The organism is Streptomyces erythrochromogenes (genome assembly GCF_036170895.1).
In the GTDB taxonomy this organism is placed as follows: domain Bacteria; phylum Actinomycetota; class Actinomycetes; order Streptomycetales; family Streptomycetaceae; genus Streptomyces; species Streptomyces erythrochromogenes.
The window spans coordinates 6,810,380-6,825,930 of sequence record NZ_CP108036.1; the positions used below are offsets into that span (position 1 = coordinate 6,810,380).

Annotated in this window: 16 protein-coding genes; 11 read left to right on the plus strand and 5 right to left on the minus strand. The window is 73.1% G+C overall.

Annotation, left to right across the window (positions count from 1 at the left end; translation table 11 throughout):
* Positions 1-74: 74 nt before the first annotated feature.
* Both OHA91_RS31230 and OHA91_RS31235 read left to right on the plus strand, forming a co-directional pair.
* The gene (locus tag OHA91_RS31230; RefSeq protein WP_328740448.1) at positions 75-1,037 is read left to right on the plus strand and encodes an EamA family transporter; all 963 of its coding nucleotides are present in this window, start codon (positions 75-77) and stop codon (positions 1,035-1,037) included.
* Positions 1,038-1,197: 160 nt separating this feature from the next.
* Positions 1,198-2,214 (plus strand): DMT family transporter, encoded by a 1,017-nt coding sequence (locus OHA91_RS31235; protein ID WP_037632195.1) that lies wholly within the window; start codon positions 1,198-1,200, stop codon positions 2,212-2,214.
* Here OHA91_RS31235 and OHA91_RS31240 read toward each other — a convergent pair.
* Positions 2,196-2,894, minus strand: a complete 699-nt coding sequence (locus OHA91_RS31240) for a pyridoxamine 5'-phosphate oxidase family protein (RefSeq protein WP_328740449.1) — start codon at positions 2,892-2,894, stop codon at positions 2,196-2,198. The genes OHA91_RS31235 and OHA91_RS31240 overlap by 19 nt on opposite strands.
* Before the next feature lie 37 nt (positions 2,895-2,931).
* Between OHA91_RS31240 and OHA91_RS31245 the strand changes: the two genes are divergently transcribed.
* Positions 2,932-4,266, plus strand: a complete 1,335-nt coding sequence (locus OHA91_RS31245) for an aminotransferase class I/II-fold pyridoxal phosphate-dependent enzyme (RefSeq protein WP_209441492.1) — start codon at positions 2,932-2,934, stop codon at positions 4,264-4,266.
* Positions 4,267-4,391: 125 nt separating this feature from the next.
* Here the strand turns inward: OHA91_RS31245 and OHA91_RS31250 are convergent, their stop codons facing one another.
* The gene (locus OHA91_RS31250; protein WP_328740450.1) at positions 4,392-5,384 is read right to left on the minus strand and encodes a DMT family transporter; all 993 of its coding nucleotides are present in this window, start codon (positions 5,382-5,384) and stop codon (positions 4,392-4,394) included.
* 74 nt (positions 5,385-5,458) lie between these two features.
* Between OHA91_RS31250 and OHA91_RS31255 the strand changes: the two genes are divergently transcribed.
* The gene (locus OHA91_RS31255; protein ID WP_328740451.1) at positions 5,459-6,367 is read left to right on the plus strand and encodes a LysR family transcriptional regulator; all 909 of its coding nucleotides are present in this window, start codon (positions 5,459-5,461) and stop codon (positions 6,365-6,367) included.
* 22 nt (positions 6,368-6,389) lie between these two features.
* On the opposite strand, the gene OHA91_RS31260 is transcribed toward OHA91_RS31255, so the two are convergent.
* Positions 6,390-6,848, minus strand: coding sequence for a pyridoxamine 5'-phosphate oxidase family protein (locus tag OHA91_RS31260; RefSeq protein ID WP_031149895.1), 459 nt, complete (start codon positions 6,846-6,848; stop codon positions 6,390-6,392).
* 76 nt (positions 6,849-6,924) lie between these two features.
* Between OHA91_RS31260 and OHA91_RS31265 the strand changes: the two genes are divergently transcribed.
* Together OHA91_RS31265 and OHA91_RS31270 are read left to right on the plus strand one after the other, a co-directional pair.
* On the plus strand, positions 6,925-7,539 hold the full coding sequence (locus tag OHA91_RS31265; RefSeq protein ID WP_051893095.1) for a cysteine hydrolase: 615 nt from the start codon (positions 6,925-6,927) through the stop codon (positions 7,537-7,539).
* Positions 7,540-7,864: 325 nt separating this feature from the next.
* Positions 7,865-8,293: a subtilase-type protease inhibitor gene (locus OHA91_RS31270; RefSeq protein ID WP_031149899.1), complete on the plus strand. Its 429-nt coding sequence runs from the start codon at positions 7,865-7,867 to the stop codon at positions 8,291-8,293.
* Between the two features lie 70 nt (positions 8,294-8,363).
* On the opposite strand, the gene OHA91_RS31275 is transcribed toward OHA91_RS31270, so the two are convergent.
* The gene (locus tag OHA91_RS31275) at positions 8,364-9,794 is read right to left on the minus strand and encodes a DUF2252 domain-containing protein (RefSeq protein WP_031149901.1); all 1,431 of its coding nucleotides are present in this window, start codon (positions 9,792-9,794) and stop codon (positions 8,364-8,366) included.
* A gap of 168 nt (positions 9,795-9,962) precedes the next feature.
* Positions 9,963-10,301, minus strand: coding sequence for a carboxymuconolactone decarboxylase family protein (locus OHA91_RS31280; RefSeq protein ID WP_031149903.1), 339 nt, complete (start codon positions 10,299-10,301; stop codon positions 9,963-9,965).
* A gap of 303 nt (positions 10,302-10,604) precedes the next feature.
* Between OHA91_RS31280 and OHA91_RS31285 the strand changes: the two genes are divergently transcribed.
* The 5 genes from OHA91_RS31285 to fabG all read left to right on the plus strand — a co-directional run bounded on the left by OHA91_RS31285 (position 10,605) and on the right by fabG (position 15,543).
* Entirely contained in the window at positions 10,605-11,588 is a 984-nt protein-coding gene (locus OHA91_RS31285) for a hypothetical protein (RefSeq protein WP_328740452.1), read from the plus strand.
* Positions 11,589-11,700: 112 nt separating this feature from the next.
* The gene (locus OHA91_RS31290) at positions 11,701-13,332 is read left to right on the plus strand and encodes an MFS transporter (protein WP_266503257.1); all 1,632 of its coding nucleotides are present in this window, start codon (positions 11,701-11,703) and stop codon (positions 13,330-13,332) included.
* 87 nt (positions 13,333-13,419) lie between these two features.
* The gene (locus OHA91_RS31295) at positions 13,420-14,268 is read left to right on the plus strand and encodes a HipA family kinase (protein WP_031149909.1); all 849 of its coding nucleotides are present in this window, start codon (positions 13,420-13,422) and stop codon (positions 14,266-14,268) included.
* Positions 14,265-14,648 (plus strand): DUF3037 domain-containing protein, encoded by a 384-nt coding sequence (locus tag OHA91_RS31300; protein WP_030960016.1) that lies wholly within the window; start codon positions 14,265-14,267, stop codon positions 14,646-14,648. The genes OHA91_RS31295 and OHA91_RS31300 overlap by 4 nt, the downstream gene beginning before the upstream one ends.
* Positions 14,649-14,781: 133 nt before the next feature.
* Positions 14,782-15,543, plus strand: a complete 762-nt coding sequence (gene fabG, locus OHA91_RS31305) for a 3-oxoacyl-ACP reductase FabG (protein WP_031149912.1) — start codon at positions 14,782-14,784, stop codon at positions 15,541-15,543.
* The last annotated feature ends 8 nt before the right edge of the window (positions 15,544-15,551 follow it).

Sequence of the window (15,551 nt, forward strand, 5' to 3'; positions counted from 1 at the left end):
GGGCGTGATCTCAGGTCTGTCTCAACAGGTGTCACCGCAGTGACGCTCCTGACCGGCCCTGTCATGATGGCCGGATGCAAGCGTCAGGGAAAAACGCCGGACTGGGCCTCGCCCTCGTCTCGGCGTTCGCGTTCGGTGGTTCCGGAGTGGCTGCGAAGCCGCTGATCGAGGCGGGTCTCGACCCCCTCCACATGGTCTGGCTCAGGGTGGCCGGCGCGGCACTCGTGCTGTCCCCGCTGGCCTGGCGCCACCGCGACCTCCTCCTGCGCAGGCCCGCGCTGCTCGCCGGCTTCGGCCTGGTCGCCGTCGCGGGCGTGCAGGCCTTCTACTTCGCCTCCCTGTCCCGGATCCCGGTCGGCGTGGCCCTGCTGCTGGAGTACCTGGGCCCCGCGCTGCTGCTCGGCTACATCCGTTTCGTGCAGCGCAAGCCCGTGACGCGCGGGGCCGCCGCCGGTGCGGCCGTGGCCGTCGTCGGCCTGGCCTGCGTGGTCGAGATCTGGGCCGGGCTGAGCCTGGACCTGCTCGGTGTGCTCTTCGGTCTCGCCGCGGCCTGCTGCCAGGCCTTCTACTTCGTCTTCGCCGACCAGGGCGCCGACGGCGAGGACGCCCCCGACCCGCTCGGGGTGATCGCCTACGGGATGCTCATCGGCGCGCTGGTGATGACGGTGATCGCCCGGCCGTGGGAGATCGACTGGCAGGTACTGGGAGGGGACGCCTCCGTCGGCGGCACGATGGTGCCCGCGCCAGTGCTGCTCGGCTGGGTCGTGCTCGTCGCGACCGTCTTCGCCTATGTGACCGGCGTGGTCTCGGTGCGCAGGCTCTCGCCCCAGGTCGCGGGCGTGGTGGCCTTCCTGGAGGCCGTCGTCGCCACCGTGCTGGCCTGGATCCTGCTCGGCGAGTACCTCTCGACCTGGCAGATCGTCGGCGGAGCCCTGGTGCTGGGCGGTGCCTTCATCGCACAGTCCTCCCGGCCGACCCCGCAGCCCGCGGCCGAACCGGTCCCGGCGGACCGCGAACCCGCGAAAGCCCCGCTGTAGGGTGGCGGGCATGCATTCGACCGTGCTTCCGCCTCCCGCGTCCTAGCGGGCGGCGCCCCCACGACGACGACCCGGCCCGGGGAGTACCCGGGCGGGTCGGTGCTGCCCGCGAAGCGATGACCCGATCCACTCATCCTTCACGCACGCGCGGAGAACACACGTGTCGAACCACTCGCCCGCTGCCGGGCGCAGTCTGCTGTACCTCGTCGTCGCCGGAGCCGCCTGGGGCACCGCCGGGGCGGCCGCCTCCCTCCTCTTCCTGGCCAGTGACCTCGGCCCGCTCGCCCTGTCGTTCTGGCGGTGCGCGGGCGGGCTCGTCGTGCTGCTCGGGGTGCTCGCCGTACGGCGGGCCCACTCCGGGCGGGGGCGGGCCAGGCCTGCTGCGGGTGTGGCCTCGCCGGGTTCGCCCTCGGCGGGCTCGCTGATCGTCACCGGGCTGCTGTTCACCCTCTTCCAGGCCGCCTACTTCGCCGCGGTCCGCGAGACCGGGCTGGCCGTCGGCACCGTGGTCACCCTCGGCGCCGGGCCCGTGCTCATCGCGCTCGGCGCGCGCTCCTGGATGGGGGAACGACTCGGCCGCGGCGGTGCGCTCGCCGTCGCGGGGGCGCTCGCCGGACTCGCCGTCCTGGTCCTGGGCAGCGGTGGCGCCGAGGTGCGCCCGCTCGGCGTCGGCTGGGCGCTGCTGTCGGCGGCCGGGTACGCCGGGATGACCCTGCGGGCCCGCCGGCTCGGGCAGCGCGGGGCGGCCGGCGATCCGCTGGTGACCACCGCCTGGTCCGTGGCGGTGGGCGCGGTGTGCCTGCTGCCGCTCGCCGCGGCGGAGGGGCTGCTGCCGCACACCGCGGACCTGGGCCGGGTGCTCTGGCTGCTGCTGTACGTCGCCACCGTGCCGACGGCGCTGGCGTACGCGCTCTACTTCACGGGCGCCGCGGCCGTGCGCGCCGCGACCGTCTCGGTGATCATGCTGATCGAGCCGGTGAGCGCGGCGGCGATCGCCGTCCTCGTCCTCGGGGAGCGGCTGACCGGCGCCGTGGTGCTGGGCACCGTACTGCTGCTGACGGCGGTCGGTGCGCTGATCGCCGCGGAGTCCCGCCGTCCAGCGGGCGGACCCGCTGGGCCCGCCGAGCCGGCCGGATCCGCCGCCGTACGGCCGGCTCCTCAGAGCGCGGCGAGGTAGTCCGGCAGGGCGATGCCGGGGTCCAGGTCGGCGGCGGGCACGGGGGTCCCGTACGTCGTGCCGACCGGGACCACGCCCGCCCAGTGCGGCAGGCCCAGGTCCTCGGCGTCGTCGTTCGACGGTCCCGTACGGAGCTTCGCGGACACCTCGTCCAGGTCCACCCGGATCACCGCGGTGGCGGCGAGCTCCTTGGCGTTGGCCGGCCGCACGTCGCCGGAACGGCCCGGGGCGACGGCGTCGATCATGGCGTCCAGGGCCGTCCGGCACTCCTCCTCGTCGGTCACCTGGTGGGCGGTGCCGTGGACGACCACCGAGCGGTAATTGAGCGAGTGGTGGAAGGCCGAGCGGGCCAGCACCAGGCCGTCCACGTGGGTGACGGTGACGCAGACGGGCAGGCCCGGGTCGGTGCGGCCGGCCGCGAGCAGCGGGCGGGATCCGGTGGAACCGTGCATGTAGAGCGCTTCCCCGACCCGGGCGAACAGCGTCGGCAGGACAACCGGCGCGCCGTCGCGGACGTAGCCGAGGTGGCAGATGTAGGCCTCGTCGAGTATCGAGTGCACCGTCTCGCGGTCGTAGCGCGCCCGGTCGCGGGAGCGGGTGGGGACCGTGCGGTCGGTGGGATCGTACGCACCGGTCGTCCCGGTACTGTCCGTCGTCTCCGTGGCAGGCGTGGCGGTCATGGTGCGAACTCCATTGCACTAGTGCATAATGTGGTTTGTGCTAGGAGAGTATCGGATCGCAGGGCGTCGCACATCTGAAATCGCGGCCAGCGTCGAGGCGGGCGTCGCGTCGGGCGAACTGCCGCCCGGATCGCTGCTGCCGCCGATGCGGGAGCTGGCGGGCGTGCTGGGCGTCAATCCCAACACCGTGGCGGCCGCCTACAGGACACTGCGCGAGCGCGGGGTCATCGAAACGGACGGGCGGCGCGGGAGCCGCGTGCGCTCCCGCCCGGCGAGCACCCCGCGGGACGCGCTGCGGATGGTGGTGCCGGCGGGCGTGCGCGACATCGCGGAGGGCAATCCGGACGTGTCGCTGCTCCCCGCGCTGGACGGGGCGCTGGCGGCCGCCGCCCTCCGCCACGGGCGTTCGCCCACCCTCTACGGCGCGGACCCGGTCGCGCCCGACCTGGCGCGGATCGCCCGCGCCGACTTCGACGCGGACGGGGTGCCGCCCGGGCCGGTCGCGGTGACCTCGGGTGCACTGGACGCCATCGAACGGGTCCTGGCCGCCCACCTGAGGCCCGGCGACGCGGTGGCGGTCGAGGATCCGGGCTGGGGCGGCTCGCTCGACCTGGTCCCCGCCCTCGGGCTGCGGGTGCTGCCGGTGGCGGTGGACGACGACGGGCCACAGGCCGACGCGGTGGCCCGGGCCCTCGACGCAGGGGCGCGGGCACTGGTGGTGACCTCCCGGGCGCAGAACCCGACCGGCGCGGCGGTGGGCGCGCAGCGGGCGGGGGAGCTGCGGGAGCTGCTGGCGCGCCATCCCGGCGTGCTGCTGATCGAGGACGACCACGGGCACGGGATCGTCGACCTGCCGGTCCATCCGCTGGGCGGGGTGACCCGGCACTGGGTGATGATCCGGTCCACGGCCAAGGCGTACGGGCCCGACCTGCGGCTCGCCGTGCTGACCGGCGACGAGGTGACCCTGGACCGGGTGCGGGGACGCCAACGGCTGGGCCCGGGGTGGGTGAGCCGGCTGCTGCAACACGCGGTGGTCGAGCTGTGGACCTCGCACGCCGTCGACCGGACGGCGGTCGCGCGGGCCTATGGGGAGCGGCGGGACGCCCTGGTCGAGGCCCTGCGGGAGCGGGGGGTGCGGGCGCACGGGCGGACCGGGTTGAACGTGTGGGTGCCGGTGGCCGACGAGACGGTGGTGGTCACGAGGCTGCTCGCCGCGGGGTGGGGGGTGGCACCCGGGGCCATCTTCCGTGTCGAGGCGGGACCGGGGGTGCGGCTGACGGTGTCCCAGCTGGCGGTGGCGGAGGTGCCGGCGCTGGCCGACGCCGTGGCCGCGGCGGTCCGGCCCGGCCTGCCGGGCGGGCGCAACGACTGACCGCGGGTCCCGTCGGCGGGAGGGCGAGCCCCTGAGAGCCGGCCCTGCCCGCCCGCTCCGGTGGTCCTGCCGACAGGACCACCGGAGCGGGCTGGAGGCTGTGGACGCGGCCCCGCAGGCGCCGGTCAGGCCGGCTTGCGGGGGGCGGTTCGGGTCTGGGTGAGGGCGGCGCCCGCCAGGACGATCGCGGCCCCGACCGGGGTGTTCCAGTGCAACTGCTCGCCGAGGACCAGCACGCCGGCCGTCGTGGCGATGACGGGGATGAAGTAGGTGACCATCTGGGCGGTGGTCGGGCCGACCTCCGTCACCAGGCCGTACTGCATCTGCAGGGCCATGCCGGTGCCGAGGGCGCCCAGCGCGATCACCGACACGGTGGGCCAGAGCGGGAACGAGGTCGGGGCCGAGGTGAACAGGGCGCTTACCAGCGCGAGCTGGAGCGTGGAGACCGTGAGCTGCCCGCCGGTCAGGGCCACCGGGGAGCCGGGGGTGCCGGCCAGCGTGCGGCGGACGTAGATCCAGCCGATGGGGTAGCAGAGCGAGGCCAGCAGGGCGAACGCGGTGCCCTTGGCGTCGACGCCGGAGAAGCCCTGCCAGGCGCCGAGCACGGTCAGCACGCCGAGGAACCCCAGGCCCAGGCCGGCGAAGCGGCGGCGCGTCGGGCGGTCCTCGGAGAGGGCGACCAGCGACAGCGCCATGCCCCACAGCGGGGACGTGGCGTTGCAGATGCCGGCCAGGCTGGAGGGGATGCTCAGCTCCGCGTACGCGAAGAGCGAGAAGGGCGCGGTGTTGAGCAGGAGCGCCGCCACGGTGAGGTGGCCCCAGGTGCGCAGACCCCGGGGGAGCGGCTCGCGGCGCACCAGTAGCACGGCCATGAGGGCGAGCGCCCCGAACAGGACCCGGCCCAGGGCCACCTGGAAGGGCGCGTACGCCTCGGTGCCGACCTTGATCAGCAGGAAGCTGAAGCCCCAGACCACCGAGAGGATCGCGAACCGCACGCGCCAGTCGAGGACGCCGCGCCGACGGGTGACCGCGGCCGAGCCGGGCGCCGCCGCGGCCGCGGCGGCGGAGCCGGTGGAGGGGGTCGGAAGGGTCGGCCGAGGGGCTGCGGGTGCGCTCATGACCTTTACTGTGCTCGTATCAACTTCGTAGGACAAGCGAAAGTTTCTCGTGGTGACGGCGTAGCATCGCTTACATGTTGAACCTGGAGCGCCTGCGCACCCTCGACGCCCTCGCCCGCCACGGCTCGGTCAGCGGCGCGGCCGACGGGCTCCACGTCACCACCTCCGCCGTGTCCCAGCAGATGGCCAAGCTGGAGCGCGAGGTCGGCCAGCCGCTGCTGGCGAAGAACGGCCGCGGGGTCCGCCTCACCGACGCCGGACGGCTGCTCGCCGACCACGCGGCCCGGATCATCTCCCAGGTGGAGCAGGCCCAGGCCGACGTCGAGGCCCAGCGCGGGTGCGCCGTCGGTGAGCTGCGCATCGGCGCCTTCCCGACCGCCATGCGCGGCCTGCTGCCCCAGGCCCTGACCGCGCTGCGCACCGGCCACCCGGACCTGCGGGTCCGGGTGCGCGAGCAGGAACCCGAGGAGAGCATGGCGGCCGTCGTGCGCGGCGACCTCGACATGGCGCTCGCGATCGACTGGCACAACAAGCGGATGCCGGTGCCCGCGGAGCTCACCCGGACGCACCTGCTGGACGACTCCGTCGACATCGCGGTCCCGGCCGGCCACCGGCTGGCGGACCGGGCCGCGATCTCCCTCGCCGAGTTCGCGGACGACGAATGGATCTCCTGGAACGAGGGCCAGTTCTGCCACGAGTGGCTGGTCTTCACCCTGCGCGGTACGGGGATCGAGCCGCGCATCGCGCACATCGCCGAGGAGCACCACACCCAGCTCGCCTTCGTCGAGGCCGGGCTCGGGGTGTGCGTCGCGCCGAAGCTGGGCCGCGGCCCGGTGCCGCCGGGGGTGCGGCTGCTGCCCGTCTGCGACGCCGTACGCCGCCACGTGTACGCCGTCTGGCGCGCGGACGCCGATCGCCGGCCCTCCATCCGGGCCGCGGTCTACGCCCTCCGGACGACCTCCGCCGAGCTCCAGCACGCGTAGGTGCCCTCGGTCCCGCCGGGCGTCAGATCTTGCGGAAGTCCCAGGAGACGACCGTGTCCGGGGTGAGGCGGATCCACGCGTGCCGGCCGTCGTGCGGCATCTCCTCGATCCCGAAGTTCTTGACCGGGAAGATCCGCTCCGCCTCGGCCAGTTCGGGGCAGGGCTCGCCCGTGCGCGGGGCCTCGCCCACGAAGACCGCGCTGCCGGACAGTTCCACGCCGCGCAGCTCGTCGTACGACTCGCCGGCGTCCACGACCACCGAGATCCGCGGGTCCTTGCGCAGGTCCGCCCAGCGCCGACTGCGGGTGATCGAGTACAGCCACAGCGAGCTGCCGTCCCACGCGAACCACAGGGCGCCCACGTGCGGGCGCCCGTCGGGCGACACCGTCGCCACCCGGCAGGTCCGCTGCTCCCGCAGGAACGCGTCCACTTCCGCCCCGCTCATCATGATGCGGCGGCCCCGCCGCTGAGTCTCGTCCATCGGTCCCGCGCCCCTTCACATCTGACTGTGTGTCAGGAATCATGAGGGCTCTTCCGACGCCACGCCAGGGGGAGTCATGCCGGATCTCGATCCCGCCACGACCGCGCTGCTCACCGTCGAGTGCCAGAACGGCGTCGTGGGCGAGGAGGGTGCGCTGCCCGAACTCGCCAAGGAGGCGCGGGACTCCGGGATGCTGGGGCGGGTGGCCGCGCTGGTCGACGCCGCGCGCGGGGCCGGCGTACAGGTGCTGCACGCGGTCGCCGAGCGGCGGCCGGACGGGCTCGGGGCCAACACCAACGCACGGCTCTTCCGGGCCGCCGGAAAGCTGCCGGTGCGGCAGCTGACCGGGAGCCGCGCGGTGGAGGTGGCCGCGCCCATCACGGTGGCCGAGCGGGACCTCGTCGTACGCCGGCTGCACGGACTCTCGCCCATGGCCGGCACCGACCTGGACGCGCTCCTGCGCAATCTCGGGATCCGCACCCTCGTCGTCACCGGGGTCTCCTCCAACATCGCCATCCCGAACACCGTCTTCGACGCCGTGAACCTCGGATACCAGGTCGTGGTCCCGGCCGACGCCATCGCCGGAGTGCCCGCCTCCTGCACCGCCGAGGTGATCCGCAACTCGCTCGCGCTGGTGGCGGCCATCACCACGGCCGAGGCGCTGCTCGACCAGTGGGCCCCCACGGGCTGAGCGCCGTCGGGGCCGGCGCGGAGCGTGCACTTCCGGACAAGCTGGGTAGCCGTCCGGTGAACCCGGGGCGCCCGCGAGCGGTGCGGCGTCCGCAACGTCGCACGTCACCGTCCGGGACCTTCGATGGTCGCGCGGAGTGACGGAACCATCGCACCCTGTCTGAGCTGCTCGAATGACCATTCGATCTCCGTTATGCGAACAGGGTGTCCGTAAATCGGTCGTCGATGTGCAATGCCCCTTGGACTCCGCGAGGCTTTGGTGCAACGGAACGCGATACCGAAAGTAATGGTCGCGTTCAACCATTGAATCGAAAGTGAGTCTTCCCGTGCGTCACCGTCGCTCAGCCGCCGTCTCCGCCGCCGCACTCCTCTGTCTGGCCGGTGCCACCGGCATCGCGCAGGCCCAGCCCGAAAGCCTGTACGCCCCCTCGGCCATGGTCTTCAGCGTCGCCCAGGGCGACGACGTGACCGCGCCCACCGTCCTGCGCGCCACCACGGTCAGCTGCGCGCCCGGTGCCCAGGGGACGCACCCCGACCCCAAGGCCGCCTGCGCGGCCCTCAAGTCCACCGGCGGCACCTTCGACCGGCTGCTGTCCACGCCCGACCCGGACCGGGCGTGCCCGATGCACTACGCGCCCGTCACCGTGTCCGCGGTCGGCGTGTGGGAGGGCCGCCGCGTGGCCTGGGACCACACCTTCTCCAACTCCTGCACCATGGGCGCGACCCTGAACGGCAACGCGGTCTTCGCGTTCTGATCCGACCTGCCCCGCCGGACGGCGCCGCGGGGGGAGGGGGCGCCGTCCGGCCGCGTCCGGGCCGCCGCGGTCAGGCCGCCGGAAGTTCTTCGGCGGGCAGCCGGCCCGCCCGCACCGCGTCGACCAGGGCCTGGTGATCGCGCTCGTTCTGGTCGGCGTACGCCTCGGCGAACTCGGCGAGGGCCCGGTCGAAGACGTCGCCCCGGCCGAGGTACGCGGCGATCGCCACCCGGTCGCCTGACCGCGCGTGCGCGCGGGCCAGGGTCATCCCGCAGGCGTTGCCGAAGGTCTCCAGCTGCGCGGGCGGCATCGTCTCCGGCATCGCGATGCCCTTCCAGTCGCGCAGCTGCCGGATGTAAAAGTCCCGCTTCCTGCCGTCGATGCCGTCCACCCGCTCCCAGCCGAGGAAGATGTCGCTCGCCGCCTGCATCAACCGCTGTCCCGAGACCACGCGTTCACCCTGGTTCCCGTAGAGGCTGGCGCCGACGTGGTCGGCGAGCACGGAGGTGTCGGCCTCCTTGGCCTGGAGGAAGAGCGGGTCGCGGCCGTCCCTGCCGAGCAGGAGCAGGATCCAGCACCGGGTGCCGACACTGCCGACGCCGACCACCTTGCGGGCGACGTCCACCAGGCGGTAGTCCTCCAGCAGCGCCCGCCGGTTGCTCTCCAGTGTGTGTCCGTAGTGGCCGACCAGTGCGCCCAGCCGGTCCACGAGCTCGTCGCGCTCGGAATCCGGCAGCAGGTCGGCGAGCGGGACCAGGAGCGGGGGGTCCGCCGCGATCCTCGGCCGGCCGTCGACCACCTCGGTGAGCTTGTCGAAGACCTGCAGGCTGTCACGGGACCGGGCCTTCGCCATCGCCGTGGCCAGCTTCTTGCGGCCGCGCTTGTCGAGCTGTTCGGTGACGAGGGCCTTCAGGCCCTCCGCGTCGATCTTCGCGTACCAGACGTCGAGATTGCCCATCCCGGCGAAGCCGGACATCGCTTCGCGGTACGAGCGCACCGCGGAGTTCACGATGCGGGCGCGCTCGCCCTCGTCGAAGCCGTTCGCCCGGGCGGCGATGACGAGACTCGCGGACAGCCGCTTGACGTCCCACTCCCAGGGGCCGGGCAGCGTCTCGTCGAAGTCGTTGATGTCGAACATCAGCCGCCGCTCCGGCGAGGCCAGCAGGCGGAAGTTCAGCAGGTGCGCGTCACCGCAGAGCTGTACCGAGATGCCCGAGTCCGGGCTGCCGGCCAGGTCGGACGCCATGATCGCGGCGGCACCACGGTAGAAGCGGAACGGGGACTCCGTCATCCGGGCGTAGCGGATCGGGACCAGCTCGGACACCCGCGTCGCGGACTGCGCCTCCAGGATCGCCAAGGGGTCCGGCCGGTCGGGAGACGGCTGGTACACGGCGTGCCCCGACCTGGGGCAGCGGCGTCGGGCCTCCCTGCCCATCGCCATGCGCTCCTCGGGCGTGGCATCGGGCACCGCGCGCATCGCGGTGATCGCACTCCGGGACATGGAGCCCTCCTGACTGCCGGCCGGACCGACTGGTCTGCCTGCTTGCCTGTCTACCGGCTGCCCGTGCCGCTGACCGGCTGACGGTCCGCGGTTCGTACGCACGCCGCCCGCACCCCGGGAACAGCGGCCGGGCGGGCCCCGGGGTGACCTGCGGGCGTTCGCTCCGCCTCAGCCCATGGCGTCCATCCGGGCCTCGGCCTCCGCCTCGGCGACGGCTATGGCCACGCCGAGCGCCCGGGTGATGTTGCCCGCCGCCGTCATCACGCGGGCGGTGCCGACGATGGGGGCGATGGCGACCAGTACGTCCTGCAACTGCTCCGCCGTCAGACCGGCCTTGAGGGCGGGGTCGATGTGCGCGGCGTAGGAGATCGGGGGAGCGTCCGACGCGGCGAGGGCCGCGATGCGGACGAGCAGCAGCGTGCCCGGGTCCATCCCACAGCGCTCGAGCGAATCGCCCGTCATGGCGGCAAGGGTGTCCAGAACCGGGGTTTCAGATGCAGTGGACATGTCGCATGTCCTCCTGGGGTGTTGCCGCGCCGGGCGCGGGGGTTGGGGCTGAGCGCCGAGGGAGCGGCCGCCCCGAGTCCCGGCACGCAGCCTCGCCCTCAACTCTAGGTCTGCCGACCGCCGGGCGCGCGAGGGCGCGGGGCGGTCACCGTACGGGGTGGGCGCGGTACGCAGGGGCACCTCCGGGAGGGCGTGCGGGTTGGTCGCGGGCCGCCGGTGCGGGTGCGGGTGCAGGTGCGGGGACGGAGGGCGGTGCGCAGCATGGAAGCACCCCGTCCGACGATCCCGCGCCGGGAGCATCCCGTGAAGAGACCGAGCACGAGCCCCGCACCGTCGGCCCGCGCCGCCGCGACCCTCCTGGCGGCCGCTCTCGCCGCCCTCGTCGTCCTGCCGGGCGGCCCGGCCCAGGCGTTCACCGGCGACAACCACGAGGACATCACCCGTGGCGCCCTGCCCTGGCAGCCCGCCACGCTCGCGCAGATGGCCGACGCCCGGGACGGGGCGATCAACGCCAACGACAAGCGCCCGTACTTCGACCTCGGCCCCCTGCACTGCGACAACGCCGACTACCTGGCGCCGCGCCACGACCCCCACTACCCCCGCACCCGGGACGAGGCCACCACCGAGCTCATCGCCTGCGTCGGCACGTCCGTGGCGCGCTTCCGCAATGCCGTACGGGCGGCCGACGGCCTCGTCGACGCCGACGGCAGGGTCCGTGCGGACCAGACCGACCTGTCCGCGCCCTGCACCTGGGACGAGCGGCCGGGACCGGCCAAGTGCGACGTCCTCGAACAGCTCGGCCGCGGCTGGCACCAGCTCGAGGACTTCTACTCGCACTCCAACTGGGCCGACGAGGCGGCCCCCGGCGCGGTCGGGGTCGCCAACCCGCCGGGGCTGGGCCGTACCGGCGTCGCACCGTTCTTCGACATCCGCCGCTACAGCGGGATGAAGGACGCCGACTGGAACCGGGAGGTCCGGGCCCTGGTCCCCGAGGACCTCGCGACCGGCTGCTACCCGGACTTCGACTCCGCCGGGGTCAAACCCGCCGACTGCGAAGGCCGCGTCGCCCACAACCGCGACCTGAACAAGGACACCCCCGCGTCCGCCCGGGCCGCGACGGGCGACAACTTCCGCCACGCCACCGCGGGGGCCACCGCCGAGATCACCCGCCAGTGGAACGCCTTCAAGGACGAACTCCTCTCCGCCCATCCCGAGCGCGGGCGCGGCGCCCAGATGGTCTGCGCCCTCGTCCACGACGACCCGGTGGCCGACTGCCCGGCCGGCTGACCGGCCGGCTGACCGTCCGGCTGACCGGCAGGTTGTCCGCCGGATTGTCCGTCCGGCTGACTCCCGGGCGGGTCGTCCGGCCGCTCCCGCAACAGGCTGGAAGCATGCCCCCATGACATCCAGGGCAGGGACGGCGACCGGGAACCCGGCGAAGGCGCGACTCGTCCTGATGACACTCGCGTCGGGCCAGTTCCTGATGGCGCTCGACAGCTCCGTCATGAACGTCTCCATCGCCACGGTCGCCGACGACATCGGTACGACCGTCACCGGGATCCAGGGCGCCATCACGGCCTACACCCTCGTGATGGCCATGCTCATGATCCCCGGCGGCAAGGTCGGGGTGCTGATCGGCCGCAAACGCGCCTTCCTCATCGGCTGCGTCATCTACGGCTGCGGCTCCCTCGTCACCTCGCTCGCACCCAATCTGACGGTGCTGCTGATCGGCTGGTCCTTCCTGGAAGGAGTCGGGGCGGCACTCATCCTGCCCGCGATCGTCGCGCTCGTCGCCGGCAACTTCCCCGTCGAACGCCGGCCCGCCGCCTACGGTCTCGTCGCGGCGGCCGGCGCGATCGCCATCGCGCTCGGGCCCCTCATCGGCGGGATCGCCACGACCTACTTCTCCTGGCGGTGGGTCTTCGCCGGCGAGGTGCTGGTGGTGGCCGGCATCCTCCTGCTCGCCCGCCCCATCGCGGACGCCGTGAGCGAGGAACGTCCGCGCATCGACCTCGTCGGCGTCGTCCTGTCGGCGCTCGGGCTCGGGATCTTCGTGTACGGCGTGCTCCGCTCCGACGAGTGGGGCTGGTTCCGGCCGAAGACGGGCGGGCCGGCCTGGTTCGGGGTCTCCCTGACCGTCTGGCTCATGCTCCTCGGGATCCTCCTGGTCTGGCTCTTCCTCTGCTGGGAGCACCGTCTCGTGAGGCGGGGCCGGGAACCCCTCGTCGACCCGGCCATGCTGGAGAACAAGCAGCTCACCGGCGGGCTGACCATGTTCTTCTTCCAGTACCTGGTGATGATGGGCATCTTCTTCGTCGTCCCGCTCTACCTGTCGGTGGCCCTCGGACTGTCGGCACTGGCCACCGGAGCCCGGCTGCTGCCCCTGTCGGTGACCCTGCTGGCCGCCGCCGTCCTGATCCCGCGGTTCCTCCCCGACGTGTCGCCGCGCCGCGTGGTCCGGCTCGGGACCCTGGCCCTGCTCGTGGGAGCGGTGATCCTCATGGCGGCGCTCGACGCGGACGCCGGGGCGGAGGTGGTCACCGTCCCCCTGCTGCTGATCGGGCTCGGGATGGGCGCGCTGGCGTCCCAGCTCGGAGCGGTCACCGTCTCCGCGGTGCCGCAATCGCAGTCCGCGGAGGTCGGCGGCGTCCAGAACGCCGTCACCAACCTCGGCTCCTCCATCGGCACGGCACTCGCAGGATCGATCATGATCGCGGCGCTCACGTCCTCCTTCCTGACGAGCGTCCAGGCGAACCCGGCCGTCCCGAGCAGCGTCAAGAGCCAGGCGACCGTGCAGCTCGCGAGCGGCGCGCCCTTCCTGTCGGACGCCCAGCTGGAGAGCGCGCTCGCCGAAGCGGGCGTCAGCCCGGAGGTGGCCGAGGCCGCGCTGGGGGCGAACGAGGAGGCGAGGCTGGACGGCTTGCGGGCGGCCCTCGCCATCCTGTCCTTCGCCGCGCTCATCGCGCTGTTCTTCACCCAGCGCATCCCGACGGCCCAGCCCTCCTCGGCGGAGGCGGACGCCCCGGCGTGAGAGCCGGAACGGCCGGATCCGCCGGATTCCGCCCAGAGCGGGAAAACCCTTTGATCGTGCACCTTGTTCGCCCGATAGCCTGGGAAAATGCTCACAGAAGTGATCGCGACCCGCTATGTGACGCCCCTGCGTGAGGGCGGCTCGCTTCCCGGGATCGTCGAGGCCGACGACCTCGGTACCTACGTCATGAAGTTCACCGGAGCCGGCCAGGGCCGCAAGACCCTGGTCGCCGAGGTCATCTGCGGCCGCCTCGCCCAGCGGCTGGGCCTGAGGGTCCCCACGCTGGTGCAGATGCAGCTCGACCCCGTGATCGGGCTCGCCGAGCCCGACCAGGAGGTCCAGGAGCTGCTCAAGGCCAGCGGCGGCCTCAACCTCGGCATGGACTACCTGCCGGGCTCCATCGGTTTCGACCCGCTCGCGTACCGGGTGGATGCGGCCGAGGCGGGGCGCGTGATCTGGTTCGACGCCCTGATCAACAACGTCGACCGCTCGTGGCGCAACCCGAACATGCTGGTCTGGCACGGGGACCTGTGGCTCATCGACCACGGCGCCACCATGATCTGGCACCACAACTGGCCCACGGCCCAGGCCGCCGCCGCCAAGCCCTACAACGCCTCCGACCACGTACTGGCCCCCGTGGGCCCGGACATCGAGGCCGCGGCCGCCGCGCTCGCGCCGCTGGTCACCGAGGAGCTGCTCATCGAGGTCACCGCCGAGGTGCCGGACGAGTGGCTGGTCGACGAGCCGGGATTCGACTCCACGGACGCGCTGCGCCGTGCCTACGTGGAGGCGTTGCTGCCGCGCGCGGCCACGATCCACGAGAGGATCTCGCTGGAGGCCGAGGTGAAGGCGCCGGCCGGGCCTCCCGGCTGGCTCACCGACCACCTGCCGGAATGGCCCCACAAGACCCACAAGAAGAAGAGCGGCGACGAGTGACCAAGCGGGACGTGTTCGAGTACGCGCTGGTGCGCGTGGTGCCCCGGATGGAACGCGGAGAGTGTTTCAACGCCGGTGTGATCGTCTACTGCCGGGCGCATTCCTACGTCGCCGCGCGCACCCACCTCGACGAGGCGAAGCTCCTCGCGCTGGACCCGGGGGCCGACGTGGCCGGCGTACGGGCCGCCCTGCGCGGGGTCGAGGGCGTGTGCGGCGGCGGCGAGGCGGCGGGACAGGCGGCGGGTGACGACGCGGGACGCCGGTTCCGCTGGCTGATCGCCCCGCGCAGCACGGTGGTGCAGCCGGGGCCGGTGCACACCGGCCTGACGGCCGATCCCGCGGCGGAGGTGGAACGGCTGCTGGACCTCCTCGTCCGCTAGCGGGTGTCCGCGGCCGGTGTCGAACCGGCGGCCGTTGACACGGGGTGCCATGGCTCCTAGCGTCTCCTCAGCTGAAGCTACTAAGCGGTTGCTCACCTCCGGGTGACCGCTTCTCAAGGGCGAGGAGAACAGCATGTCCACCACCGAGCAGCGCGTCGCGATCGTGACCGGGGCGGCCCGGGGCATCGGCGCGGCCACCGCCGTGCGCCTGGCCGCCGAGGGCCGGGCCGTCGCCGTACTCGATCTCGACGAGGCGGCCTGCAAGGACACCGTGGAGGCCATCACGGCGGCCGGCGGCCGGGCCCTGGCGGTCGGCTGCGACGTCTCGGACGGCGCCCAGGTGGAGGCGGCCGTCGAGCGCGTCGCCGCCGAACTCGGCGCCCCCACCATCCTGGTGAACAACGCGGGTGTGCTGCGCGACAACCTGCTCTTCAAGATGAGCGAGACCGACTGGGACACGGTCATGAACGTGCACCTGCGCGGCGCCTTCCTGATGTCGAAGGCGTGTCAGAAGTACATGGTGGAGGCCAAGTTCGGCCGCATCGTGAACCTCTCCAGCAGCTCGGCGCTCGGCAACCGCGGCCAGGTCAACTACTCGGCCGCCAAGGCCGGTCTGCAGGGCTTCACCAAGACCCTGGCCATCGAGCTCGGCAAGTTCGGCGTCACGGCCAACGCCGTCGCCCCCGGCTTCATCGTCACCGAGATGACCGCCCAGACGGCCGCCCGCGTCGGCATGGGCTTCGAGGACTTCCAGGCGGCCGCGGCCACCCAGATCCCCGTCCAGCGCGTCGGCCGCCCGGACGACATCGCCAACGCCATCGCCTTCTTCGCCGGCGACGCCGCCGGCTTCGTCTCCGGCCAGGTCATGTACGTGGCCGGCGGCCCCCTCAACTGACACGACGA